Origin of the sequence: Nocardioides sp., from assembly GCF_025964975.1 — a bacterium.
Taxonomy (GTDB): Bacteria; Actinomycetota; Actinomycetes; order Propionibacteriales; family Nocardioidaceae; genus Nocardioides.
This window is the reverse complement of the sequence record NZ_JAOPXV010000162.1, coordinates 1-23,163: the sequence shown is the minus strand read 5'-3', so window position 1 is coordinate 23,163 and position 23,163 is coordinate 1. Positions and strand designations below refer to the sequence as shown.

The following is a 23,163-nucleotide window of genomic DNA, read 5'->3' as shown; positions in this document are numbered from 1 at the left end:
CCACCAGATCGCCCCGTTCAGGAAGGCGAAATGCGCGAAGAACTGCCCGCCCATCCCTCCAGTGTCGGCCGTGCCCGCCGCTTGGTCCGAGAGCACCTTCAGGGCACCCCTCTCGAGCCCCTGGTGGAGACCGCCGAGCTCGTGGTGAGCGAAGTCGTCACCAACGCCATCGTGCACACGGGTGCCGACATAGAGCTGGCGGCCTCCCTCGACGAGGACGGTCTTCGGGTCGAGGTCGCAGACTCCAGCACCCACCTGCCCGTCGTGGCCTCCTACGACTCACTGGCGATGACGGGGCGAGGTCTTCGCCTCGTGGCCGAGCTGACGGACCAGTGGGGTGTCGAGACGCGGCCGGACGGCAAGATCTTCTGGTTCCAGCTGGGGCTGAGCGTCCGCGCCGAAGGGCCGCACGACCCGGAGATCTCGGGTACTGAGCTCAACGGCTCCGCCGTCGGCCGGCGAGGCAACGACGTGACCGTGGAGCTGCTCAATATGCCCGCCCTGATGCACGAGGCCTGGCAGGAGCACGCGAAGTCCCTCCTGCGCGACCTGTTGCTCCTCGGGATCGACGTAGCGGCGAGTGACGAGCTCGAGGCACACGCGGCCGCGATGGACGCCCTGGCAATCCTTGAGGAGCAGGTGGGCACGAAGGAGCGCGACCCGGAGCCTGATCCGCGCGATGGCGTCCCGGAGCCGACGACGGTCAAGGTGCACGTGGTGGTGCCTCAGGACTCGGTGCCGCACTTCGAGACCCTGGACAAGCAGCTGGACTCAGCCCTGTCCCTGGCACACGCGGGCCGACTGCTGGCGCCACCGTCCCAGCCCGAGTTCGACGCCTTTCGTCGGTGGATGTGTGACCAGGTCCGTGAGCAGGCCGAGGGCGAACCGCCGCGACCCTGGGCAACGCCGACCGGATCCGTGGACCCGACCACCGAGGAGGCCGCGACCTGGGACGTCGCGGCCGTCAACGCCGCTTCCAGTGCCTTGATCGGCGCAAACCGTAGTGGCCTGATCATCGCGGCGAGCCCGGCAGCCGTATCTCTCCTGAAGTACGAAAGCCACTCCGCGCTGATGGGCAGGAGGCTGGCGGAGCTCATCCCGGCGTGTCATCACCAGACACACCTCGCGGGGCTCACCCTCCACCAGTTCACCGACCGGAGCCCCCTGCTCGGGCTCGCCGTCGTCGTACCGGCTCGGTGTGGCGACGGGACCGAGATGGAGGTCCGGCTCGCTCTCACTGCGTCCGTAGGCACCGGTGGCGCCTCGATGATCGTCGCTGAGATGCAGCTCGAGGAGCCGCAGGTCCCTTGAGGCCGAGGCAGTTGTTCACACCAAAGGGTGAAAGCGCGACCAAACGCGCACATCCTCACGGCCACCCGTTTAGTGTGTGCGCGTGCCGGACATGAACCTCGAGGTCGCGACGCGGTTTGCCCACGGCTACACAGTCGTGACTCCCCGCGGGGAGATCGACCTCAGCACTGTGGACACCTTCCGCGAGGTGCTCAACGAGCTGCTGATCCAGGGTCAGGTCCACATCCTCATCGAGATGGACGAGACGAGCTTCTTCGACTCCCTGGGCTTTGGAGCGCTCGTGGGAGCCCGACGCAAGGCTCAGGCCTTCAACGGGTCCCTGGGCATCGTGTGCTCCAACGAACGCATCCTGCGGCTCTTCCAGATCACCGCGCTGGACCGCGTCTTCACGATCACGAAGACGGTGCAGTCGCAACCGGCTCGCGACGTCATCGATGCGGCGGACTCGGCAGCCCCCACCGTATTGTGACCGCGTGAATGTCACCCGCGCGCACAACGTGGTCGACGCTGGTCTGCCCGGTGGTCGCGTGTTGTTGTTCGCGCACGGGTTCGGCTGCGACCAGAACATGTGGCGCTACGTAGCCCCGCACTTCGAGAGCAGCCACCGGGTGGTCCTCTTCGACCATGTCGGCGCTGGTGGGGCTCAGGCGCCGTACGACGCGGAGCGGTATGCCTCGCTCGAGGGCTATGCCGACGACGTGGTGCGGATCTGCACCGAGCTGGACCTGCACGACGTGGTGTTCGTCGGTCACTCCGTGTCGGCCATGATCGGCGTCCTGGCCCATCTCCGAGCACCCGAGGTGTTCGCTGCCCTGGTGCTCGTGGGGCCCTCACCTCGCTACATCAACGACGACGGCTACACCGGCGGCTTCGACCGGGCCGACATCGACGACATGCTGGCAGCGCTGTCCAGCAACTACCTCGGCTGGTCCAGCGCGATCGCCCCGGCCATCATGGGCACGCCGGACAGCCCCGAGCTCGGCGCGGAGCTGACCCAGAGCTTCTGCCGCGCCGACCCGGACATCGCGGAACGCTTCGCCCGGGCCACGTTCCTCTCCGACAACCGGGCAGACCTGCCGCTGGTCTCGGTCCCCACGTTGGTGATGCAGTCACGTGACGACATGATCGCGCCGATGGCCGTGGGGCAATACGTCGCGGCTGCCATCCCGGGCAGCTCCTTGGCGGTGCTGGATTCGAGCGGTCACTGTCCCAACCTCAGCGCTCCGGACGAGGTCATCAGGGCCATGGAGACGTTCTTCGCCGAGGGTCGCTGAGTGGCGGCCCCCGACGCCACGTCCGCGTTCCAGCAGGCCCTCCTCGGCGACGACCCGGCCGCGCTGTACGAGAAGGCGCCCTGCGGCTACCTCTCCACCACACCGGACGGGACCATCGTCAAGGTCAACGAGACCTTCATGACGTGGACCGGCTTCGTCGCCGAGGAGCTGGTCGGCCAGCGCCGGCTGGTCGATCTCCTGACGCCCGGCGGCAGGATCTACCACGAGACGCACCTCGCTCCGATGCTGCTCGTCCTGGGACAGGTCAAGGAGATCGCGCTCGAGGTGGTGACCGCGGACGGTGCTCGCCTGCCGGTCCTCGTCAACGCGGTGCTCGATCGCGGCCCGGAGGGTGAGCCGCGGGTCGTCCGGGTGGCGGTCTTCGACGCCACGGAGCGCCGTCGCTACGAGCAGGAACTGTTGCTGGCCAAGCGCCAGGCCGAGGAGTCCGAGCGACACGCCGTACAGCTGGCCAAGGCACTCCAGCAGACGCTCATCCCGCCGACGTCACCCACGATCCCGGGTCTGGAGGTCGCTGCCGCCTACCGGCCCGCCGGGGCGGGCGACGAGGTGGGCGGCGACTTCTACGACGTGTTCCAGATCGCCGAAGGGGACTGGACCGTCGTGCTGGGCGACGTCTGCGGCAAGGGCGTCGAGGCGGCGGTCGTCACGTCGCTGGTCCGCCACACGGTCCGGTCCCTGGCGGTGACCGAAAGGTCTCCGCGGGACCTGCTGCACAAGCTCAACTCGGTCCTGCTGTCGTCGGACCCGGACCGGTTCTGCACGCTGGGCATGCTTCGTGTGCACAGGGACGAGGAGGGCTGGGAGGTCACGGCAAGCTCGGGCGGCCATCCGCTGCCGCTGCTGCTTCGCCCGGGGGCACCGCCAGAAACCTTCGGTGAGCCCGGCATGATCGTCGGTGCCTTCGACCCCGCGCACTTCAGCGAGTCCACGATGCATCTCGGGAGGGGCGAGTCGCTGTTCCTCTACACCGACGGGGTCCCCGAGGCCCGGCGCGACGGAGAGCTGTTCGGGGAGGAGCGCCTGCTGGAAGCGCTGGCCGCACCCGCCACCCTGCCCGACCTGATCGACCGGGTGCTCGACCAGGTGCTCGAGTTCCAGCGTCACCACCCGCGCGACGACATCGCCCTGCTGGCACTCCGCGCCTCAGGGTCGTCCTGACCCTCTCCCCGGTCCTCGCCGGACGAGAGAGGGCCGTGACCTCCCGGTCACGGCCCTCGTCCTCATACGTCAGGTCACTTCTTGGGGATCTTGACCTTTTGTCCCGGGAAGATCAGGTCCGCGTTGTCGATGTTGTTGACCCGCGCGAGGACGTGCCAGTCGACGCCGAAGCGCTGGCCGATGCCGGACAGGGTGTCGCCGGACTTGACCGTGTAGACCTCGTCGGCGGCTGCTTCCCGGCGGGCCTCCTGCCGGGCCCCCTGGCGCTCCTCCTGACGCTCCTCTCGGGCTTCCTGCTTCTTCTCGCGACGGGCGTTGGCCTTGTCGATCGCCTTCTGGGCCTTCTCCTCGGCCTTCCGGTCGGCCTCGAACTGAGCGTCCTGGGCGGCCTGTGCCTCGGCCTCGGCCTCCTGGCGCGCGGTGTCTGCTTGAGCCTTCTCCTCCGCGGTGGCGGACGGCAGGCCGGCCTTCTCGGCGGCTTCGTCGGCCTTGCGTCGTGCCTCGTCGGCGCGCGCCTGGGCCTCGACCTTCGCCTTGTCAGCCTCCGCCTGGGCGGCCTCGGCCTCCTTGCGTGCCTCTTCGGCGGCCTCGGCGTCGTCGGTCGTGATGGCGTCCTTCAACTTGGCCCACAAGGACATTGCGGACTCCTCTCGTTGGGCCGGACGGGAGAACCCGTCGCGCGAGCCGTCCTCGAACCTAGGGGCGCCCGAGCGCTGGGGCAACGAACCTCCCCCGGAGGGGTGTGTGAGTTCGCGGCGGGCGAGATGAGCTGCGGATGCGAGTCCGCGCAGTCGCTGCGGCCGGGGCCGTGTACGGACCCAACGGTGGCTGCCGCCCTCGGTCCAGAGCGGGGCGGGGTCGACTGGGCGGGCGTTTGGTCCGTTCGACCGTCCGGTGAGGCCGGTACGGCGACGCCCAGCCTTCTCAGATGCCCGTCGGTCGAGTCCCCGGACTTGTGACCGGGACGGCTGCGGCATACTGGCTCGCGGACTGGAGACCGGTCGGACGACCTCTCACGAGCCTCATGTCGTCGGACCACCGTGTCTCCCGCCACCGGCCCCCGTAGCTCAGCTGGATAGAGCAAGAGCCTTCTAATCTCTAGGTCGCAGGTTCGAATCCTGCCGGGGGTGCAATCCAGGCTGGGATTCGGTGCCAGCAGGCAGTTCCCGGATCAACTCACTACTTTGCTCCCTACTTCGCGCAGCCGGCGCTTCACTGACGTCGGCGAGCGCCTGGGCGGCACGTTCTTAGTATCGGGCTTGGAACTGGACGGTCGCCCCGCAGCGAAGCCGTACCCGGCTGACATGACCAGGATGAGGTTCACGATGGTCCCGGCCCGCGCATCTTGCCAGGAGGTTGCGATGGCGATCTGCGAGATGACAGCAGCACCGAGGGCTGCGGCCCACCGCCATGTAGGCACTCCCATCGCAAGGAACACAGTGGCGGTCAGGACGAGCACGGCGGCGACCAGCCAGACCACGCCTCCTACGACGCCGATCGGTTTCGTGAGCTGGGCGACGTCGGCCCACCCGAAGCCTGTGACCACGCCAAGAAGATGGATCAGCCCGTGGCTCGCGAAGACGGCGACCAAAAACCAGCGGAACGTTGCCGTCATGGAGATCATCTGTTTCGTGCCCGTCGTGGTCTACGCGCTTCCTGCCATCGACGCTAGGCGTCGTCCCTCGCAAGTTGGAGGGGACAACGTCCCCTCAGCAGGGCTGCCTGGCACTGGCAACAGCATGAACGACGCGGTGTGATGGAAGAGTCGAGTGAAGGTGCCGAACGGCGATCGACATCAGTCCCGGATGGGTTCGTGAAGCGATGGAAGACATGGTCACTACGTTGGTCATCAGCGAGGTTCCGCCTCGCGACACCCTTGACCTCCTTGACGCACACCTACCGACGTACGACGTGGTGCTCACCGAGCATCTCGTCGTCGACGCCGACACCGTCACCGTCTTCGCGGCCGCGAAGAACTTCGACTTCATGACCACCCAGTCACTGCTGGTCACTGCCATGATGACCGCACGCGGTCTGCCGAGCCGACTGACCGGTCGTCCTGTCGCGACGCCGCCATCGCTGATGCTCGCAAGAGATCCTGGCGCATTGCCAGGCTGGCTGCTCCTCGGCGAGGTGCCCGGTCGAGAGGTCGTGTTCGGCGCTGTGGGCACGTTCTGGAAGCCCGACATCCAGTGGCACGACATCGCCGCGGAACAGTTTGCTTCCTTTGACGAGCCAGGGTGGGGCAAGATCGCCTGCCACCTGTTGGTGCGCCCCGACGGTCCCAACCGGTCGATCCTGAGCTACGAGTGCCGCACGGCAACCACCGATCCCGTATCCCGCGCGCAGATGTCGCGTTACTGGTGGCTGATTCGCCCGTTCGTGGCCTACGTGCTGCGCGCCGTCATCCGCACGATCCGCAACGACGTCGGCGCTCATGCCTAACCCTCCGACGGTCCACCGCCCGGTCCGCCGGGAGAACGACCCTCGTCGAAACGCAATGATCGACCGCCTGGCGGCGTCGACCCCCTTGGCACAGGCCATCGGCGTTGCCGCCGTCGCGTTCTCGGGCCTCTACTTCGTCTCCGACGCGCTGGAACTGCTCCACGGTGGCTTCACGAGACCGCAGCTCGTGCTCACCTCCCTCTCCGAGGCCGCCATCCCGCTCTTCGTCGTAGGGCTGTACGCCGTCCAGCGGCCGCGCATCGGGCTGCTCGGTCTCGTCGGCGCGGTCGGCTACGCCTACGCCTACGTCTTCTTCACCGGCACCGTGATGTTGGCGCTCGTGGACCGCTCACCGGACTGGCAGTCCCTCGTGGGAGACCTCGGGCCCTGGGTCACGGCGCATGGACTGCTGATGGTGTTGGCTGGCTCCGCCTTTGGGGCAGCCGTCATCCGAGCCGGCGTGCTGCCACGTTGGACCGGGGTGCTCCTGATCGTCGGCGTGGTCCTCGTCGCCGTCGCCTCACCCTTGCCGGACGCCGCTCAGACCCTGTGCGCAGGGGTGCGGGACCTCGCATTCGCGGGCATGGGCTTGTCCCTGCTGACCCGGCCACGACCACCCCGCATGGCCGACGACAGAGCGTCCGTCGATGTAAGAGTTTGAGTTCGAACGCGTCACCAAGACCTACCGGCACCAGGTCGTCGTCGATGACCTCACGTTCGCCGTCCAGCCCGGACGAGCAACGCGATCGAACACGGACTCCAGGCGCTCCAGCGGTGCCGAAGGTCCCCTCTGGGCACGACCCATGGCTCTACCCTCACGCGCGTCGTCACAGGACGATGAAGGTGTCGCCTGACAGTGCAGGCCTGCTCACTTGGGCACCAGCCGCACCGGGTCAGCGACCAACGGAAGGCTCATCATGAAAGCCGCAGTCGTCACGTCGTTCTCCGAAGTGCTCGAGGTCGGCGAACGCGACATCCCCGAGCCGGGGCCCGGCCAGATCCTGGTCCGACTCGAAGCCTGCGGCCTGTGCCACACCGATATCCATGCGGCCCGAGGCGAATGGCCCGTCAAGCCCTCGCTGCCGTTCGTCCCTGGACATGAGGGCATCGGCATCATCGAGAAGCTGGGTGCTGGGGTCACCGGTCGGACTGTGGGCGAGCGAGTCTCCATCGCGTGGCTGGGGTCGGCATGCGGCGCGTGCAGGTACTGCGTCGACGGTCGCGAGACCCTGTGCGAGATGCAGCAGAACAGCGGGTACTCGATCGACGGGGCGTTCGCAGAGTACGCCGTCGCCAGTGCCGCGTACGCCGTTCCGGTGCCTGATGGCATCACCTCGATCGACGCCGCGCCCCTGAGCTGTGCCGGGGTGACGACATACAAGGCATGCAAGGTCGCCCAGGTGAAGCCCACCGAGCAGGTCGGGATCTTTGGCATCGGCGGCCTGGGCCACCTCGCGGTCCAGTACGCCCGGATCATGGGTGGGACGGTGGTTGCCGTCGACATCGAACGGGCCAAGCTCGACCTCGCTGCTGACCTCGGTGCCGAGCACCTCGTCGACTCCGCCGTCGTCGACCCCGTCGCCGCCATCCAGGCCCTCGGCGGACTGGACGTCGCAGTGGTGCTGGCAGCCTCTCCCCGCGTCTTCGAGCAAGCCTTCGCCTCGCTTCGACGAGGCGGTCGGTTGGTCTGCGTGGGTCTGCCTGCGGATGACGGCGCGATGGTGATTCCGATTTTCGAGACCGTGCTCAAGGGGATCACGATCATCGGATCCATCGTCGGAACCCGCCAGGACCTTGCAGAGGTCTTCGCCCTGCACGCGACCGGCAGGACCCGGGTGGTCACCGAGACCAGGAACATCTACGACGTGAACGACGCGATCGCAGAGGTGCTGTCCGGCAAGGTCCCGGCCCGCCTTGTCTTCGACTACGTCACGGTCCCGGCCACGGTATGACGCCCGAGGCGGCGAGCGTCGACCTGTTCTGGTTGCCACTCGGGGCAGGCGAAGCCTCCCGATTGGTGCGCTGGAGCGGGATCGCCTTCGAGGCGATCGTCGCTCGTCGGGAGGGCCGCCGACGATGCGACCTCTACCACTCCGCGTTGGAGACTCACCTCGATGGGGTCCGTCACGTGATCGAGATGACGCCGGTCTGGGGCGACGAGGCAGATGTCAGGGGCGTCGTGTGTGAGGGGCCTGTCGGCATCCGCCGGCTCGAGCGCTTTCGCTTGTTCCGGTACGAGGTCCGTTGCTGGGCCGGCGGGATGATCCCCGATGTGGCCGATGCGGTGGACAGTCCCGCCCGCCTCAGTGCTGATCGAGTCCGAGCGCAGCGCGTGCTGGACCTGGTCCACAGCTTTCCCACCGCGACTTGGGGACGCGACGAGCAGGAAGCCGGGGAGATGTGGAACTCCAACTCCTTGACCGCGTGGCTGCTGGCCAGCAGTGGTCACGACCTCGGCACTGTGCAACCGCCACCGAACGGTCGAGCGCCCGGTTGGGATGCAGGCCGTGGGTTGGCCGCCCGGACGCAGCCCCAGTCGAGCGTGTGAGCCTGCCTGGATGATCCAACTGGTCGGCTGACTCGCCGCAGGCAGCTCGACACGCCTCATTGCGCCCGACCCTCAGCGAGAGGAGAAGTGGGGATCACGTGGCGTGGGTCACGACAGCCCCGCCTTCTTGCGGCCGCCTTGTCGACGGGCTGCTCCAAGAACATGCGGCGAAGCAGCACCCGCCCAAGAACAGTGATCGCAGCGCCCATCATCATGGGCAGCGCCTGCGGACCCAGAGGTGAGGTGGTGACGATGTCGAACCACGCATGGAAGACCGCGACGACGAACAGGCTCCCCCGCCCCAGTGCAGCAGCCAGGCGAAGACCCAGGAAGCGACCCAGATGCTGGCGGCGAACCCTAGGAAGCCGACGAGCGGCATCGCGCGGTAGCTGGGGGTGATCCGAACAGGGGGAGGTGCCGAGCCGCCCAGGGCAGGCTCACCAGCCCGGCCGAAGCAACGGTCGAGTGGCGCCGCTCCAGACGTGGTTGGAGTAAGCCGCGCCAGCCCAGCTCCTCTCCGACACCGTAGAACCCCAGGTCGACGACCCACCAGAAGGCGAGCGGGAGCGCGGGGAACTCGGTCGAACTCCCGAACGCCGACCAGTTCAGTTGTGACCACGAGCTGTCGCCGGCCAACATCGACAGAGGAATCGCGACCCCGAGCAACAGGGGAGGCACGGTCAGGGCAAACGTCCAGGCCCGGCGCCGTCCTCTCCGAGCAATCAGTCGGCGACCCAGGGAGCGCAGCCCTGCCCGGCCTTCGGTGCAACCAACCACCACCATGGCTGCCGCCGCGGGTCCGAGCGCTCCCAACAGGTGGAGTCCCGACCAAGGACTCATCGGCAGCCAGCCCTGTATTGCCGCCAGCTGCGGCAGCCAGACGGCCCAGCTGAACCCGAAGGCAAGAACGATGAAGGCGGCCGTGGATCGAGTTCGGACACCTTCGAGCAACCGTTGCACGACCATCACACTGGATGCTCTGGGTCTTGGCAGACCGCGTGGTCGCGGCCACGCGACGCTTCAGCACGCACCTTGATGCCGCGCAACATCCGACGGATCATGGCGAAGTCCCCGAACTCCATCAGCAGCACGCTCAGGGCCGCCGTCAGAGGATGGCGCCAGTCATATCTCGCGCGTATACGGGTGACGAGCCGGGTTCCGTTGTCCGTAGGCGTCAGCATCCAGGACCACGTGCTGTCGGCCTTCGTCCACAGCAACCACTCGTTGGCGGCGAAGGAGTGGACCTTGAGCGCTGTGCGTTCAGTTGGTGTCGGGGACATCGGCACCCACTGCCCGACATCAAGAACCTGTAGCTCGGGAACGATCATGGTCGCGCTGGGACGCGCGAGATTGTCCAACAGATCGTTGCTGTACCAGCCGGCGCGGGAGCAACCGACCTGCACCAGCCACGGCCAGACAGCTTCGGGCGGGGCTTCGATCCTGATAGCCCTGGTCGCCCGGAACTGCGCGCCCGGCACCAGGGCGTCGCCAGGGAACGACGCGCTGACCTCGGCCGCAGTCGCACCCCAGCGCAGGTGCCATCGCCGATAGAGCGGGGCCGTCAGGAAAGCCGGCACGTCACTGAGGACATCGCCGACCTGTCCGAGGAGCTCCGCCCAACGGCGACTGGTGGCGCGGACGGTCATCTGCTCACGGGCTCTCGCCATGGAGCCAAGTCCTTGCGGTGAGAGCACGGTAGAAGCCCCAGGTGGTAGGGCGCCTCGGTGGTGCCCTCCAGGCTGTCCGGTGCTGGCAGGCTCGTCATGACCCCTGAGCGTCCTGTCATGACAGGGCCCCTCCGCCGTACGGCCACGTCCAGTCGGTGATCGCCGGGTCGTCCTTGCCATGAGCGCGGGTGTAGGCGCGAGCCCGGAGGCGCTCGTCGACCATGCGCTGCCTCAGGTGCCCCGCGGATGCGCCGAGGGAGGGCACGCGGTCGATGACGTCGATGACGTCGATGACCAGATGGAAGCGATCGAGGTCGTTGAGCATGAGGATGTCGACCGGCGTGGTGGTGGTCCCCTCCTCCTTGAAACCACGCACGTGGATGTTGGCGTGGTTGGTACGCCGGTAGGCGAGGCGATGGATCAGTGACGGGTAACCGTGGTAGGCGAAGACGACCTGGCGATCGGCCGTGAAGAGTGCATCGAACTGGGTGTCAGGCAGGCCGTGGGGGTGCTCGATGTCCGGCTCCAGCCGCATGATGTCGACAACGTTTACCACGCGCACCCCCGGGGTGGTGCCCCAGTGGCCCAACAACCGTGGCTTCACCTGCTCGAGGAGGAGGGGCTCGCGCAGCATCGGGTTCGCCAAGAGGTAGATCTGCCCCACGGACAGGTAGTTCGCAGCTCGCCGGTACGCGTCCAACAGGCGGAGCGCTTCCGGGGTGAGTGGCCCAACCGCCAGCGGGCGTGCTGCCGCAGCAGTGGAGCTGTCATTGGTCACGGTCATGGGTGTCTCCGGTGGTTGTGAGGTACCGGCCAGCGTTGGTCGGCGTCGAGCCGGTGAGCCGTGCACGCTGATCCTGATCGTCTGTTCAGCCTCGACCTCCACCGTCCGACTCGTAAGGGTCCAACGTCCCTAGCTCGGTGTTCCTTACTGCTCCGGGCCCTGGTGGCACGGGTCGTCGCTTCTCTGCAGGAGAGGTGGCGAAGATTCCGCGGCGAGACGATGACTGGCGCTATCCGAGTGCGGGGAACACACTGGCCCACATGGGGGACGGATTGGCTGGTCGCGAGAACGCCGTATCGCGACGCGAGGGTGCCGTGTCAAGACGCGAGGATGATGTTTCGCGGCGTGAGGAGGTGCTCGCCGAGCGGCTGGATGCTACGAGTGAGATCCTTGCAGCGGCTGATCAGCGCGACGTTGACGCTGACGACCGGGACGGCGTGTCGTTGCAACGCGATCAAGCAGCAGATCTTGCAGCGTTCGTTCGTGCGCCGGCAACCGACGATTCATATGGCAGTGAGAATCCCAGCCGGCGTCATGCAGCCTTGGACCGAGAGCACGCGAAAGAGGACCGTGCTTCCTCTGCCGACGACCGGGACAAGCTGACCGAGGACCCCGAGGTCGACGAGTACTAGCGCGACACCTGGGTCGTGGGGTGTCAGACACGGTTGATCGCCCCGAGGATGACGAGGCGGGTGGACCGGATGGCGGGCGCAACAGCTGCCAGGACCCCCACCAGGACCGACGCCATCAACATGATCACGATGAGCCCCCACGGGATCCCGAGGGTGTTGAGTCCTTGTGACTCGAGACCGCGCTGGAGGGCGACACCAAGGCCCAGGCCGAGGACCGTGCCGAGTACGGCGCCGAAGACGGCCGTCGCGATCGCCTCGATGGTGATCATGGCGCCGAGCTGGCGCCGCTGCAGGCCGATGGCGCGGAGCAGGCCGATCTCGCGGGTCCGCTCGAGGACCGAGAGAGCCAACGTGTTCACGATCCCTAGCACGGCGATGACGACGCTGAAGAACAACAGCACGTACAGCAGGTTGAGCAGGTTGTCGATGGCGCCGCCTTCCGCCTTCGCGAACTCGTCCTTGTCTTGCACCGATACCACGAGGTACGGGCGAACGATGTCGAGCAGCGCAGCACGCAGCTCAGTCTGGTCAGCTCCCGGCGCAGCGGTGATGAAGATCTCGCGGTCGACGCGTAGTCCCAGCGGCACGGCTGCCTCGTAAAGGCCTCGATCGACGATGACGTGCGAGCTGAACGCCTGACTGTCCTTGTAGATGGCGCCGATGACGAGCTCATGTTTGCCCAGGGTCCCGACGGTAGCGATCAGCGTGTCGCCCACCCGCCAGCCCTGGGTGGCAGCCGTGCTGTGGTCCACCAGCACGTGATCGTCCTTCAGCGAGGCCAGCCGGCCCTCGGACATGGAGATCCTGAAGTTTTCGGAGATCGGCCCGGCCTCGACGGCAGCAGCGGGCGTGCTGAAGTCCCCGATCGTCACGGGCACGAGGCTGACCGCGGCGACGGACCCCGCCTGAGCAAGCGTGCGTGCGTCCTCGGCGACGGTGGGCGGCACAGTGGACACTCCGCCGCTCACGGTCAGCACGAAGTCGGACGTGAGCTCGTTGCTCACCCCCTCGGTCACGCTGGCCTTCACGCTCTGGGCCAACACCGAGATGCCTGCGACAAGCGCAAGTCCGATCATCAGTGCACTGGCCGTCGCCGCCGTCCGCCGCGGCACCCGGAGCGCGTTCTGTCGCGCCAGACGGGCCACGACCCCGCTCACGACGACGAACGGCCACGCCACGACCCGGACCACCGGTCGCGTGAAGAGTGGCGCTCCGACCAGCATTCCGATCACCGCAACGAAGGACCCGATGCCCGCCAGCACCCACGGGACGTCGTCACGCGCGACGCTGGAGCCAAGGACGCCGGCGCCCACCAGCAGGAGGACCCCGCCCGCCGTACCTCGACGGCGTAGTCCCTTCTGCGCGATGGGGGTGTCTGCCCGCATCGCTGCTACCGGCGCCGTACGGGCAGCTCGACGCGCCGGCAGGATCGCCGAGACCATGGTGACAAGCGTGCCTACGGCCAAGCTGATGAGCAGCGTCGCGGACGTCACGGGGAGATCGCTGCCGATGTCGACTCCCAGCAAGGCACGGATCGCCGCCTTGGCCCCGTGGGCCACGAGGATGCCGAGTCCCATGCCCAGCACCGAGCCCACCACTCCGACCACCGCAGCCTCTCCCATGACCGATCCCAGGACCTGGTTGCGAGACGCACCGAGGGCGCGCAGCAACGCCAGCTCGCGGGCGCGCTGGCCGATCAACATCGTGAAGGTGTTGGCGATGATGAAGGCGCCGACGAACAGGGCGACGCCCGCGAAGACGAGCAGGAACGTGGTCGCGTACCCAAGTCCTTGTTGTACGGCGGACTCGTGCTCTGCGTTGACTGCGGCTCCGGTGACCGCCTCTGTGGCGTCAGGCAGTACATCAGCGACCGCTGTCGCGAGCTCGCCTTGGCTCACCCCAGGTTGGGCGCCGATGGTGATCGAGGCGACAGTTCCGTCGGGCGCGAACTCGCGGACCGCCGTCGCCTGATCCACGAGCACCGCCGTGGCGCCGAAGAGGACTCCGAACTCGACCTCCCCGGTGATGGTCACCGGGCGGGTCGTGGCTCCAATGACGGCCCGGGTCCGGTCGCCCACTCCGAGCCCCGCCTTGTCCAGGGTGACCGTCTCGACCACGACCTCATCGGCATGGGTCGGACCACGGCCCGCAATGAGCTTGAAGGCGGGGTCGTCGTCGGCGAAGGCGAACCCGAGGCCCGGCGCCCCGTTGGTGCGAACGGCATTGCCATCGCTGCCCGCGATGATGGCGACGCCCTGGAGATCGGGCGTGACTCGCGCGACGCCCGGGACCGCAGACAGCGTGTCGACGAGCTCCAGCGACACCGGTGCTCGGGTGCCGTCGCCGCCTCCGATCCTGGTGCCCCGGACAGACACGTCAAGACCCGCTGTAGAGCCTGCGACGAGACCCGTGAGGGCTCGGTCGAAGCTGTCCCGCAGCACGAAGGTGCCGGTGACGAACGAGACGCCGAGCATGACAGCGGCGGCAGTCAGCAGCAGACGGACCAGGTGTCCCTGGAGTCCGCGGAGGGTCACGCGGCGCATGTCACACCTCCACTCGCGGTTGGTCAAGCTCCTGGATGTAGGCAAGTACGACGGGCATTGTCGGGTCGGCGATGTCGTGCACGATGCGGCCGTCGACGAGGAAGATGACCCGGTCCGCATACGAAGCGGCCGAAGGATCGTGGGTCACCATCACGATGGTCTGACCGAAGTCGTCGACCGAGGCGCGCAGGAACGACAGGATCTCGGCGCTGGCCCGAGAGTCGAGGTTGCCGGTGGGTTCGTCGGCGAAGACGATCGCGGGTCGCCCGAGCAGTGCCCGCGCGCAGGCCACTCGCTGCTGCTGGCCTCCGGACAGCTCGTCCGGTCGGTGCGTCAGTCGGTCCCGGATCCCGAGGGTGTCGATGACGGTGTCGAACCAGCCGGACTCGACGTTGGCCCCAGCGATGTCCATGGGCAGCGTGATGTTCTCGTGTGCGGTCAGGGTGGGGATCAGGTTGTAGGCCTGGAAGACGAACCCGAGCCGGTCGCGGCGCAGTCGGGTGAGGGCCTTGTCCTTGAGGTGGGTGATGTCGACCCCGTCGATGATCACGCGTCCCGCTGTGGGGGTGTCGAGAGCCGCCATGCAGTGCATCAGGGTTGACTTCCCCGAGCCCGACGGCCCCATGATCGCCGTGAGCCGCCCGCTGGCGAACTCGACGTCGACGTGGTCGAGGGCGGTCACGCGCGCCTGGCCGTCGCCATACGTCTTGGTGAGCCCGATGGCTCGGGCTGCAATCTTGTCGCGCTCCCCCGCGGACTCCGTCGACTCGTCTGGTGGTCGGACCGTCGTCGTACCGGACGTCATCATCGGCGCTACTTCCCTGGTGCTGTCGTCGTGCCTGTTGTTGCGTGATCGAACGCCCTCCTGTGCGGGGGTCACGTCCCGCGGATCTGGGTTCCTGCGGCTCCGCCGATGACGTCACCGGCGGCGGCCAAGGCGCCGATCGCGGCATGCTTGCCCGTTGTCTGGACGAAGTGGCACGCGGCTGCAACCTTGGGGCCCATGGATCCGGCTGGGAAGCTGAGGGCCAGGAGCTCGTCTGCCGTGACCTCGCCCATGACCCGCTGCTGCAGCGTGCCGTAATCGGCCATCACCCCGTCCACGTCGGTCAGCAGGATCAACAGGTCGGCCTGCAGCTCGGCCGCGATGAGAGCCGCGACATGGTCCTTGTCGACCACCGCCTCGACTCCGGCGAGCCCGTGCGCTGTTTCGACGACCGGCACGCCACCTCCGCCGGCAAGGACGACCGTCGTCCCGCCCTCCAGCAGTGTTCGAGCGGTCTCGAGCTCGATGATCCGTTGCGGCAGTGGGGATGCGACCACCCGGCGCCAGGCGGGCCCGTCAGGTCGCACGGTCCAGCCGTTGGCGTCGGCGAGCTGATGTGCGCGTTCCTCGTCGTAGGCGGTGCCGACGAACTTGGTCGGGTCACCGAAGGACGGGTCGTCTGCCTCCACGAGGGTCTGGGTCACGAGGGTGACGACCGGAGTCGTCAGGCCTGCATTGGCCAGTCCCTGTTGCAGCCAGTAGCCGATGACTCCTTGTGTCTCAGCCACCAGGTCGCTGAAGGGGTAGGGGCGCGAGATCGACGGATCGGCGGCGCTCTCCAAGGCCAGCATGCCCACCTGCGGGCCATTGCCGTGGACCAGCACCAGTTGGTGATCCGTCGCGGCCTTCGCAAGCGCTGGCGAGGCCTCCGCGACGTGCTCGAGCTGGATAGCGGACTCCGGGCTCTCGCCACGACGCAGCAGTGCGTTGCCACCCAAGGCGACTACGATCCTCATCAGCTGCCTCTCATCGTGGGGACAAGGGCGGCCCTGATCGGCTGCGTCATCGCATGTCTCCTCCGGCGGGGGCGGGCCCCCCCGTCCACTCACCACGTAACCACCCGGCCGCCCCCTCGAGCAGGGCCGAACGTCCCCTACGAATCGCAGAACGTCACCGGTCTGTTCGGAAGGGTCATGCTCGGGTCCGGAGGGACTTTCGGCCCTGACTGCTACCCAGGGGACCCCGCCATCATGGACGTGTGGCTTCCGCCACGAGGCTGGAGGGGAGCATGACCACCCGGATTCGCGTCTACCTTCTCGATGACCACGAGATAGTCCGCAGAGGTCTGCGCACACTGCTGGAGAGTGAGAAGGACATCGAGGTGGTCGGCGAGTCCGGCTCCGCGATCGAAGCCGCTGCCCGCATCCCCGTCCTCAAACCACATGTCGCCGTTCTCGACGCGCGCCTGCCCGACGGGTCGGGGATTGAGGTGTGCCGCGAGGTTCGCTCCCTCGACCCGACGATCCGGGCGTTGATCCTGACGTCGTTCGACGACGACGAGGCGCTCTTCGCCGCCATCATGGCCGGGGCGGCCGGCTATGTCCTCAAGCAGATCAAAGGCACCGACCTCGTCGATGCCGTTCGACGGGTGGCGGCCGGCAGCTCATCGATCGACCCTGCGCTGACGGCCCGGGTGCTTGAGCGGGTCCGCAACCCCTCAGCGGTCAATCCGGAACTGGCGACCCTGACCGAACAGGAGCTCACGCTTCTCAGTCACATCTCCGAAGGCCTGACCAACCGGCAGATCGGCGAGGAGATGCTCCTGGCCGAGAAGACGGTCAAGAACTACGTCTCCAAGATCTTGGCCAAGCTCGGCCTTGAGCGTCGCACCCAGGCCGCGGTGATGGCATCACAGTTGCTGGGCGGTCGACGGAACATCAGGTCATCAAGATGACCGGCCAGTGACGGTCCGGGGTCTGGCACCCGGGACCTTCGACTCCGCAACTGGTTCCGGCCGGCACTACTGCGCGGGACGCTACTGCGACAGCGTGGAAGTCATGAAGAGGTTCACTCACATCGTCGACGGCGACCTGCTCCCACACGACAACTGTCGCTTCTGCCACGAGCAGATCGTCCAAGTATCCGACATCGGCTGGCTCGACCCCACCCCTGGTGACACCTACGACTTGTGTCCCAGCGGCCCCTACGGCGACCACGAGCCGAGCGACGCACCCATCGAAACCCGCGCACGCGTTCGACTACCCCACGCGCGCTGAGACGCGCCCTCGCGGCTCCCCGTCAGCTGAACCAGGGACAGATCTTGTCGCGCGTGCGCAGAGCATGCCGGTGGGCCGGGTCGCGCAACAGCGCAGGCACCCCAGTGACACCGACAGCAGCCGGCATCCGCTCACGGGGGTCCTGATCGGCTCCATCGCGCGGTGGCGCTGACTTCCGGGGCAATCGAGAAGTTCGCGGGTGCAGATCGACGGTGACCTCGGTCAGCCCGCCTCCCAGGTCATCCACGAAGGTGCGGCCGAGGCGGTGGAGCATCGCCAGGGAGGCACGGTTGTCGCTGAAGACCTCGGTCACGATCCGGTCCACGCCGGTGGGTCGCTCGCGCATCAACAGCTCGAGCAACGTGGTCGCGACGCCGCACCCTTGCCACTCGTCCTTGACGGTGACGGCGAGATCGGCAGCGTCCGGGACATCCACATAGCGCACCATGCGTGCCAGTGCCACGGGGTCGTACACGCCTGGACTTGCCTCGACGCACAGCACCAGGGCTATGTGGTCGATCCCGTCGACGTCGTCAACAAGGTGCTCCAGCATGCTGTCCGTCAAGTGCAGCACCGGCGCGAGGAACCTCCGCCGTTGCGACTCAGGGGCCAAGGTCTCGTACTCCGCGGCCAGGGTCGCCTTGTCGGTGCGCTCCAGAGGTAGGACGAACGCGTTGGTGCCGTCACGCAATCTGACCTGCTCGATCATCGAGCCCCCTGTCCTGCGTTCACCCTAGGCGGGGAGCCGGCCGGTGGCGACGTCACGCCCCGGCCACCCTCCATTCCGCGCACGGCCAGAGCCGGTCGACAGTCCGACCAACTCCGGCGTTGCGGTGCTTCCTCAGACGGACACGAAGCCCTGTAGGAGACCCACCACTGCCACGACAGACACAGCAGCCACCACCGCGACGAGGACCTTCTCGACTCCCCCGGTGAACGCAGGCTGCCCGCTCTCCTTGCGGCCCCATACGAACAGGGCGGTGCCGACGAAGTAGAACAGTGCAGCTATCAGGAGGTACTGCCAGCCGCCTGCGTAGACGAGCCACACGGCGTACGTGAGGCTCAGCGCACCGACCACGAGGTCGCGGGTGCGACCCTGACCATGGCCGTAGGTCTCACCGAGCAAGGCCAGCTTCAACTGGTAGGCCGCGGACCACAGGTAGGGGAGCAGGATCAGCGAGGTGGCCAGGTAGACGAGATCGGTGTAGGTGTTCTCGTTCACCAGCGTCCACAACAGCATCGCCTGCACGCAGATGTTGGTCAGCCACAGTGCGCCAGCTGGGGCTCCGTGCCGGTTCTCCTTGGCCAGCGCGGCGGGGAGCACGTGATCCTGGGAGGGCAGCCGCAGAATCTCGACGGCGAGCAGCACCCACGCGAGCAGGGCACCGAGCAACGACACGACCAGACCCGCTGAGATGAATCCCGCTCCCCACGCGCCGACCTCGTTCTCGAGGAGTCCGGCCATGGACGGGTCGGCCAACCCGTCGATCTCGGCCTGAGCCATCAGCCCGTACGACAGCAGGTTCACCGCCAGCAACAGCGCCAGCACTCCGACAAAACCAATGATCGTGGCGCGACCGACGTCCTTGCGGGTGCGCGCCTTCTGGGAGTAGACCGCGGCACCCTCGATGCCGATGAAGACCCACACCGTGATCAGCATCATGTTCTTGACCTGGTCCATCGTGCTGCCGAGGCCGGCGCCATCACCCCAGGAGTCCGCGGCGAACACGTCCGCACGGAAGCCCACGACGGCGATAGCGATGAAGGTCAGGATCGGTACGACCTTTGCGATCGTCACGACCACATTGACGAAGGCTGCGTTGCGCACGCCGCTGAGAGTCAACGCGTGGACCAACCACAGCAGGATCGAGGCGCCGACGATGGCTGCCACAGTGGTCCCGCCTTCGAAGCCGGAGAACCAGTAGCCGAGGGTGGACATGAGCAGGACCAGATAGGCGACGTTGCCGACCCAGGCGCTGATCCAGTAACCCCAGGCGGCCGTGAAGCCGACGTACGGGCCGAACCCCTCCCGGGCGTAGCCGTACACCCCGCCGTCGACGTCGGGCTTGCGCTGCGCGAGCGACTGGAACACGAACGCCAGCGTGAGCATGCCGACGCCGGTGATGAGCCAGCCGATCAGCAACGGTCCCGCAGAAGCACTACCGGCCATCTGGGAGGGAAGCGCGAAGATGCCGCTTCCGATCATCGAGCCCACGACCAGTGCCGTCAGTGCGGGCAGCGCAAGTCCCACGCGAGGACCTGCGGATGCGTCGTCCGGCGCTCGAGCCGGAACCGCTCGGGTGCGGTCCATCACCTGCTTCATCTGGTGCCTCCTTGTTCACGAGGAGGCCGTACCCCCTCACCCCGACTCTTCGCCCCAGCCGCGTCGCCGAGACAGGGCCGCTGGTCCACCGAAGGAAGGCCGTTCGGCCCTCTCGGCGGCCCTTTCTCCCGGCGACGATGAGAAGGACCCTGATGAAGGGAAACAGTTGATGACGCTGCACGTGGACTCCGAGGTCGGCCAGCTCAAGCAGGCCATCCTGCACAGGCCAGACCTCGAGCTGAAGCGGCTCACGCCGACCAACCATGACGAATACCTCTTCGACGACGTCCTGTGGGTCAAGCACGCAAAGCACGAGCACGATGCGTTCGCAGAAACGTTGCGCGAGCTCGGCGTACGGGTGCACCTCCTCGACCGCCTGCTAGCGGAGACACTGGCGATCCCGGAGGCGAAGAAGTTCATCCTCACCGAGTCGCTCGACGAGCTCGTCTACGGCCCGATGGCCCTCGACAGCCTCCACCATGCCTTCGGCGCGATGAGCGACGCCGAGCTCACCACCTTCCTCATCGGCGGTATGACGAAGCGCGAGCTGCTCGAGCGCGTGCCGGAGCCACCGTCCTTGGTGGTGCAGGCGCTGGGCATCGACGACCTGCTGCTGTCACCACTGCCCAACCACCTCTTCACTCGCGACACGTCCGCCTGGATCTTCGACGGCGTCTCCATCAGCGCGATGCGCAAGCGCGCCCGGATGCGCGAGACCATCAACTACGAGGCCATCTATCGCTGGCACCCGCACTTCGCCGACGAGTCGTTCGACGTGTGGGCGGAAGGCTCGGTCAACGGTCCTGCCACCACCGAGGGAGGCGACATCCTCGTCCTCGGACGCGGAGCCGTGCTCGTCGGCATGAGCGAGCGCACTACTCCACAAGGAGTCGAACGACTGGCCCGCCGTCTCTTCGATGCCGGCAGCGCCACCAAGGTGGTTGCTCTCTCGATGCCCCAGCAGCGGGCGTTCATGCACCTCGACACCGTCATGACGATGATCAGCGAGGACACCTTCACGAAGTACGTCGGAATGGGAATGCTGCCCTCGTACACCATCGAGCCGGGCGACGGTCCCCACGAGCTCAAGGTGGCTGCCCACGCGGCCGAGGACATGCACCGAGCGATTGCCGACGCGCTCGGGATTCCGTCCATCAACGTCCTCACCGCCACCCGGGACGTCCACGCCGCCGAGCGCGAGCAGTGGGACGACGGCTGCAACGTGCTCGCAGTGCGACCAGGAGTAGTCGTCGCCTACGAGCGCAACGTCACCACCAACACCCACCTCCGCAAGAACGGTGTGGAAGTGGTGACTATCCAGGGCAACGAACTCGGTCGGGGCCGCGGAGGACCCCGCTGCATGACCTGCCCCATCGAACGAGAAGGGATCTGAGCACCATGGCCTTCAACCTGAGGAACCGCAGCTTCGTCAAGGAGCTCGACTTCACACCCAAGGAGTGGAAGTTCCTGCTGGACCTCGCAGCCGAGCTCAAGGTGGCCAAGTACGCCGGCTCCGAGCAGCCGCGCCTGAGCCGCAAGAACATCGCCCTGATCTTCGAGAAGACCTCCACACGCACCCGGTGCGCCTTCGAGGTGGCCGCTTTCGACCAGGGTGCGCGAGTGACCTACCTGGACCCGGCCGGCTCGCAGATCGGGCACAAGGAGTCCATGGAGGACACGGCTCGGGTGCTCGGCCGTATGTACGACGGCATCGAGTACCGCGGATCGGCGCAGACCAACGTCGAGACCCTCGCCGCATACGCCGGCGTCCCTGTCTGGAACGGCCTGACCGACGAGTGGCACCCCACCCAGATGCTCTGCGACATGCTCACCATGCGTGAGCACGCCGGCAAGCACGACGAGGACATCGCCTTCGCCTACCTCGGCGACGCCCACAACAACGTGGGCAACTCCCTCCTGGTGGCCGGCGCGATGATGGGCATGGACGTCCGCATCGTGGCTCCCCGCTCGCTCTGGAACCCCAGCAGCGTGATCATCGAGGCACAGCGGATCGCGGAGGAGACCGGCGCCCGCATCCTCCACACCGAGGACGTGCGGGAGGGGGTCGCCGGCGTCGACTTCCTCTACACCGACGTGTGGGTGTCGATGGGCGAGCCGAAGGACGTGTGGGCCGAACGCATCAACCTGCTCAAGCCCTACCAGGTCAACATGGACGTCGTGAAGGCGACTGGAAACCCCAAGGTCAAGTTCATGCACTGCCTTCCGGGCTTCCACGACCGGCACACCAAGGTCGGGGAGGACCTCTTCCAGCAGACCGGCATGGACGCACTAGAGGTGACCGACGACGTCTTCGAGTCACGACACTCCATCGTCTTCGACCAGGCCGAGAACCGAATGCACACCATCAAGGCAGTCCTGGTCGCCACCCTCGGTGGCTGAGGTGCGTCCTCATGGGCCGACGGATATTGGCCTGCACACCGACCTCGGCGCCTGGGACTAAGACGAGCTGGGGTCGGCATAGACCTGGTGATGCTCCCACCAAGGCCAACGACCCGCGGTGTAGACCCATCAGGCACACGAGCGGACGACCTGGTCGGGTCAGATGGGGCCGCGCTCGAAGCGCAGTGCCACCACGCCCGGCACTGTGCGCGCGAGCGCCTCGGCCAGCCGTTGTTCAGACGCCCCTGTGGGGCCGTCCACAGCGACGAGACCGTCCGTGACATCGACCAGCCAGTCGTGGCCAACCTGCCGGAAGAGGTCGTCGATCTCGCCCTCGATCAGTTCGTCGGGCTTGGCGAGGACGCGGATCACGTCGCGTCGACTGACCATGCCCACCACCCGCCCCTGGTCCACCACCGGAAGGCTCTTGATGGCAGAGCTGGTCATGAGTTCCGTGGCTACCGCTAGGTCGGTCTCGGGGGTGACGGTGATCGGGTGGGTGGTCATGACGTCAGCCACCGATTGCGCGAAGAGCGCTGCGGTCATGGGGACGGGGCTCTCAAAGGTGCGCTGGTCCGGGACGACGAGCTCCCGGATGACGTCCGCCTCGCTGACCACCCCGACGATCTGTCCGTCCATGTTGACCACCGGCATCGCCGAGACATCGTGACGCTCCAGCAGTGCGATCGCAGCCTTCAAGCTCGCGTCGGTGCGGACTGTGACGACGGGACTACTCATGACCTCGAGCACCAGCATGGTGGGTCCTTTCATGATCAGAGCTTCGGCCCGCCCGCCCTGGGCGGACAGCAAAGGGTTCGCCCGACCACTGTCACCTGGTCGAGCGGCCGGGTGGGGGTGCAGGCACGCCCGGCAGGATCTCGGCGCTCAGCGCACCACCACGACCGGGCACTGGGCGCGGTGCAGGACCTCGTGGCTCACCGAACCGAGCAGCATGCCGGTGAACGCGTTCAGGCCACGCGACCCCACCACGAGCAAGGACGCCTGCTGCGAA

24 protein-coding genes and 1 tRNA gene are annotated in these 23,163 nt (G+C 67.1%); 13 read left to right on the top strand and 12 right to left on the bottom strand.

Annotation, left to right across the window (positions count from 1 at the left end; translation table 11 throughout):
* Positions 1-30 precede the first annotated feature (30 nt).
* The 4 genes from JWN68_RS12465 (at position 31) to JWN68_RS12450 (ending at position 3,767) form a co-directional block, all read left to right on the top strand.
* Positions 31-1,311, top strand: coding sequence for an ATP-binding protein (locus JWN68_RS12465; protein ID WP_297739295.1), 1,281 nt, complete (start codon positions 31-33; stop codon positions 1,309-1,311).
* Positions 1,312-1,402: 91 nt separating this feature from the next.
* The gene (locus tag JWN68_RS12460; RefSeq protein WP_297739314.1) at positions 1,403-1,780 is read left to right on the top strand and encodes an STAS domain-containing protein; all 378 of its coding nucleotides are present in this window, start codon (positions 1,403-1,405) and stop codon (positions 1,778-1,780) included.
* 4 nt (positions 1,781-1,784) lie between these two features.
* Positions 1,785-2,585, top strand: a complete 801-nt coding sequence (locus JWN68_RS12455; protein WP_297739293.1) for an alpha/beta hydrolase — start codon at positions 1,785-1,787, stop codon at positions 2,583-2,585.
* A complete protein-coding gene (locus tag JWN68_RS12450; protein WP_297739290.1) occupies positions 2,586-3,767 on the top strand; it encodes a SpoIIE family protein phosphatase in 1,182 nt (393 codons plus the stop codon). It abuts the gene before it with no gap.
* A 74-nt stretch (positions 3,768-3,841) separates the two neighbouring features.
* On the opposite strand, the gene JWN68_RS12445 is transcribed toward JWN68_RS12450, so the two are convergent.
* Positions 3,842-4,405: a LysM peptidoglycan-binding domain-containing protein gene (locus JWN68_RS12445; RefSeq protein ID WP_297739286.1), complete on the bottom strand. Its 564-nt coding sequence runs from the start codon at positions 4,403-4,405 to the stop codon at positions 3,842-3,844.
* A gap of 418 nt (positions 4,406-4,823) precedes the next feature.
* On the opposite strand from JWN68_RS12445, the gene JWN68_RS12440 reads away from it, so the two are divergent.
* Positions 4,824-4,897, top strand: a tRNA-Arg gene (locus JWN68_RS12440).
* Between the two features lie 41 nt (positions 4,898-4,938).
* Here the strand turns inward: JWN68_RS12440 and JWN68_RS12435 are convergent.
* Positions 4,939-5,382, bottom strand: a complete 444-nt coding sequence (locus JWN68_RS12435; protein ID WP_297739283.1) for a hypothetical protein — start codon at positions 5,380-5,382, stop codon at positions 4,939-4,941.
* 215 nt (positions 5,383-5,597) lie between these two features.
* Between JWN68_RS12435 and JWN68_RS12430 the strand changes: the two genes are divergently transcribed.
* The 3 genes from JWN68_RS12430 to adhP all read left to right on the top strand — a co-directional run bounded on the left by JWN68_RS12430 (position 5,598) and on the right by adhP (position 8,164).
* Positions 5,598-6,212, top strand: a complete 615-nt coding sequence (locus tag JWN68_RS12430) for a hypothetical protein (protein WP_297739279.1) — start codon at positions 5,598-5,600, stop codon at positions 6,210-6,212.
* 55 nt (positions 6,213-6,267) lie between these two features.
* Positions 6,268-6,873, top strand: a complete 606-nt coding sequence (locus tag JWN68_RS12425) for a hypothetical protein (RefSeq protein ID WP_297739276.1) — start codon at positions 6,268-6,270, stop codon at positions 6,871-6,873.
* A gap of 256 nt (positions 6,874-7,129) precedes the next feature.
* On the top strand, positions 7,130-8,164 hold the full coding sequence (gene adhP, locus JWN68_RS12420; protein WP_297739273.1) for an alcohol dehydrogenase AdhP: 1,035 nt from the start codon (positions 7,130-7,132) through the stop codon (positions 8,162-8,164).
* A gap of 953 nt (positions 8,165-9,117) precedes the next feature.
* Here the strand turns inward: adhP and JWN68_RS19345 are convergent.
* The 3 genes from JWN68_RS19345 to JWN68_RS12410 all read right to left on the bottom strand — a co-directional run bounded on the left by JWN68_RS19345 (position 9,118) and on the right by JWN68_RS12410 (position 11,211).
* Positions 9,118-9,399 carry a CPBP family intramembrane glutamic endopeptidase gene (locus JWN68_RS19345; protein ID WP_366519799.1) on the bottom strand — a complete coding sequence of 94 codons (282 nt, stop codon included), beginning with the start codon at positions 9,397-9,399 and terminating at the stop codon, positions 9,118-9,120.
* Between the two features lie 326 nt (positions 9,400-9,725).
* Positions 9,726-10,406, bottom strand: a complete 681-nt coding sequence (locus JWN68_RS12415) for a hypothetical protein (protein ID WP_297739271.1) — start codon at positions 10,404-10,406, stop codon at positions 9,726-9,728.
* A gap of 136 nt (positions 10,407-10,542) precedes the next feature.
* The gene (locus tag JWN68_RS12410) at positions 10,543-11,211 is read right to left on the bottom strand and encodes a hypothetical protein (protein WP_297739268.1); all 669 of its coding nucleotides are present in this window, start codon (positions 11,209-11,211) and stop codon (positions 10,543-10,545) included.
* Between the two features lie 260 nt (positions 11,212-11,471).
* On the opposite strand from JWN68_RS12410, the gene JWN68_RS12405 reads away from it, so the two are divergent.
* Positions 11,472-11,843 carry a hypothetical protein gene (locus JWN68_RS12405; RefSeq protein ID WP_297739263.1) on the top strand — a complete coding sequence of 124 codons (372 nt, stop codon included), beginning with the start codon at positions 11,472-11,474 and terminating at the stop codon, positions 11,841-11,843.
* Between the two features lie 23 nt (positions 11,844-11,866).
* Here the strand turns inward: JWN68_RS12405 and JWN68_RS12400 are convergent, their stop codons facing one another.
* The 3 genes from JWN68_RS12400 to JWN68_RS12390 all read right to left on the bottom strand — a co-directional run bounded on the left by JWN68_RS12400 (position 11,867) and on the right by JWN68_RS12390 (position 16,168).
* Positions 11,867-14,386, bottom strand: a complete 2,520-nt coding sequence (locus tag JWN68_RS12400; RefSeq protein WP_297739260.1) for an ABC transporter permease — start codon at positions 14,384-14,386, stop codon at positions 11,867-11,869.
* Between the two features lies 1 nt (position 14,387).
* Positions 14,388-15,194: an ABC transporter ATP-binding protein gene (locus JWN68_RS12395; protein ID WP_297739258.1), complete on the bottom strand. Its 807-nt coding sequence runs from the start codon at positions 15,192-15,194 to the stop codon at positions 14,388-14,390.
* A gap of 68 nt (positions 15,195-15,262) precedes the next feature.
* On the bottom strand, positions 15,263-16,168 hold the full coding sequence (locus JWN68_RS12390; protein WP_297739256.1) for a carbamate kinase: 906 nt from the start codon (positions 16,166-16,168) through the stop codon (positions 15,263-15,265).
* 272 nt (positions 16,169-16,440) lie between these two features.
* Here JWN68_RS12390 and JWN68_RS12385 point away from each other — a divergent pair, with 272 nt between their 5' ends.
* Entirely contained in the window at positions 16,441-17,106 is a 666-nt protein-coding gene (locus JWN68_RS12385) for a response regulator transcription factor (protein ID WP_297739253.1), read from the top strand.
* A gap of 103 nt (positions 17,107-17,209) precedes the next feature.
* On the top strand, positions 17,210-17,428 hold the full coding sequence (locus JWN68_RS12380; protein ID WP_297739251.1) for a hypothetical protein: 219 nt from the start codon (positions 17,210-17,212) through the stop codon (positions 17,426-17,428).
* A 22-nt stretch (positions 17,429-17,450) separates the two neighbouring features.
* Here JWN68_RS12380 and JWN68_RS12375 read toward each other — a convergent pair whose 3' ends face one another.
* Complete coding sequence (locus tag JWN68_RS12375; protein ID WP_297739248.1) at positions 17,451-18,137, bottom strand: GNAT family N-acetyltransferase; 687 nt, start codon at positions 18,135-18,137, stop codon at positions 17,451-17,453.
* A 132-nt stretch (positions 18,138-18,269) separates the two neighbouring features.
* Positions 18,270-19,751, bottom strand: coding sequence for an arginine-ornithine antiporter (gene arcD / locus JWN68_RS12370; RefSeq protein ID WP_297739244.1), 1,482 nt, complete (start codon positions 19,749-19,751; stop codon positions 18,270-18,272).
* 169 nt (positions 19,752-19,920) lie between these two features.
* Here arcD and JWN68_RS12365 point away from each other — a divergent pair, with 169 nt between their 5' ends.
* Positions 19,921-21,144: an arginine deiminase gene (locus JWN68_RS12365; protein WP_297739241.1), complete on the top strand. Its 1,224-nt coding sequence runs from the start codon at positions 19,921-19,923 to the stop codon at positions 21,142-21,144.
* A 5-nt stretch (positions 21,145-21,149) separates the two neighbouring features.
* Positions 21,150-22,151, top strand: a complete 1,002-nt coding sequence (argF, locus tag JWN68_RS12360) for an ornithine carbamoyltransferase (RefSeq protein WP_297739238.1) — start codon at positions 21,150-21,152, stop codon at positions 22,149-22,151.
* A gap of 159 nt (positions 22,152-22,310) precedes the next feature.
* Here argF and JWN68_RS12355 read toward each other — a convergent pair whose 3' ends face one another.
* Positions 22,311-22,922 carry a CBS domain-containing protein gene (locus tag JWN68_RS12355; protein ID WP_297739235.1) on the bottom strand — a complete coding sequence of 204 codons (612 nt, stop codon included), beginning with the start codon at positions 22,920-22,922 and terminating at the stop codon, positions 22,311-22,313.
* Positions 22,923-23,036: 114 nt separating this feature from the next.
* On the bottom strand, positions 23,037-23,147 hold the full coding sequence (locus JWN68_RS12350; RefSeq protein ID WP_297734289.1) for a universal stress protein: 111 nt from the start codon (positions 23,145-23,147) through the stop codon (positions 23,037-23,039).
* Positions 23,148-23,163: the final 16 nt, after the last annotated feature.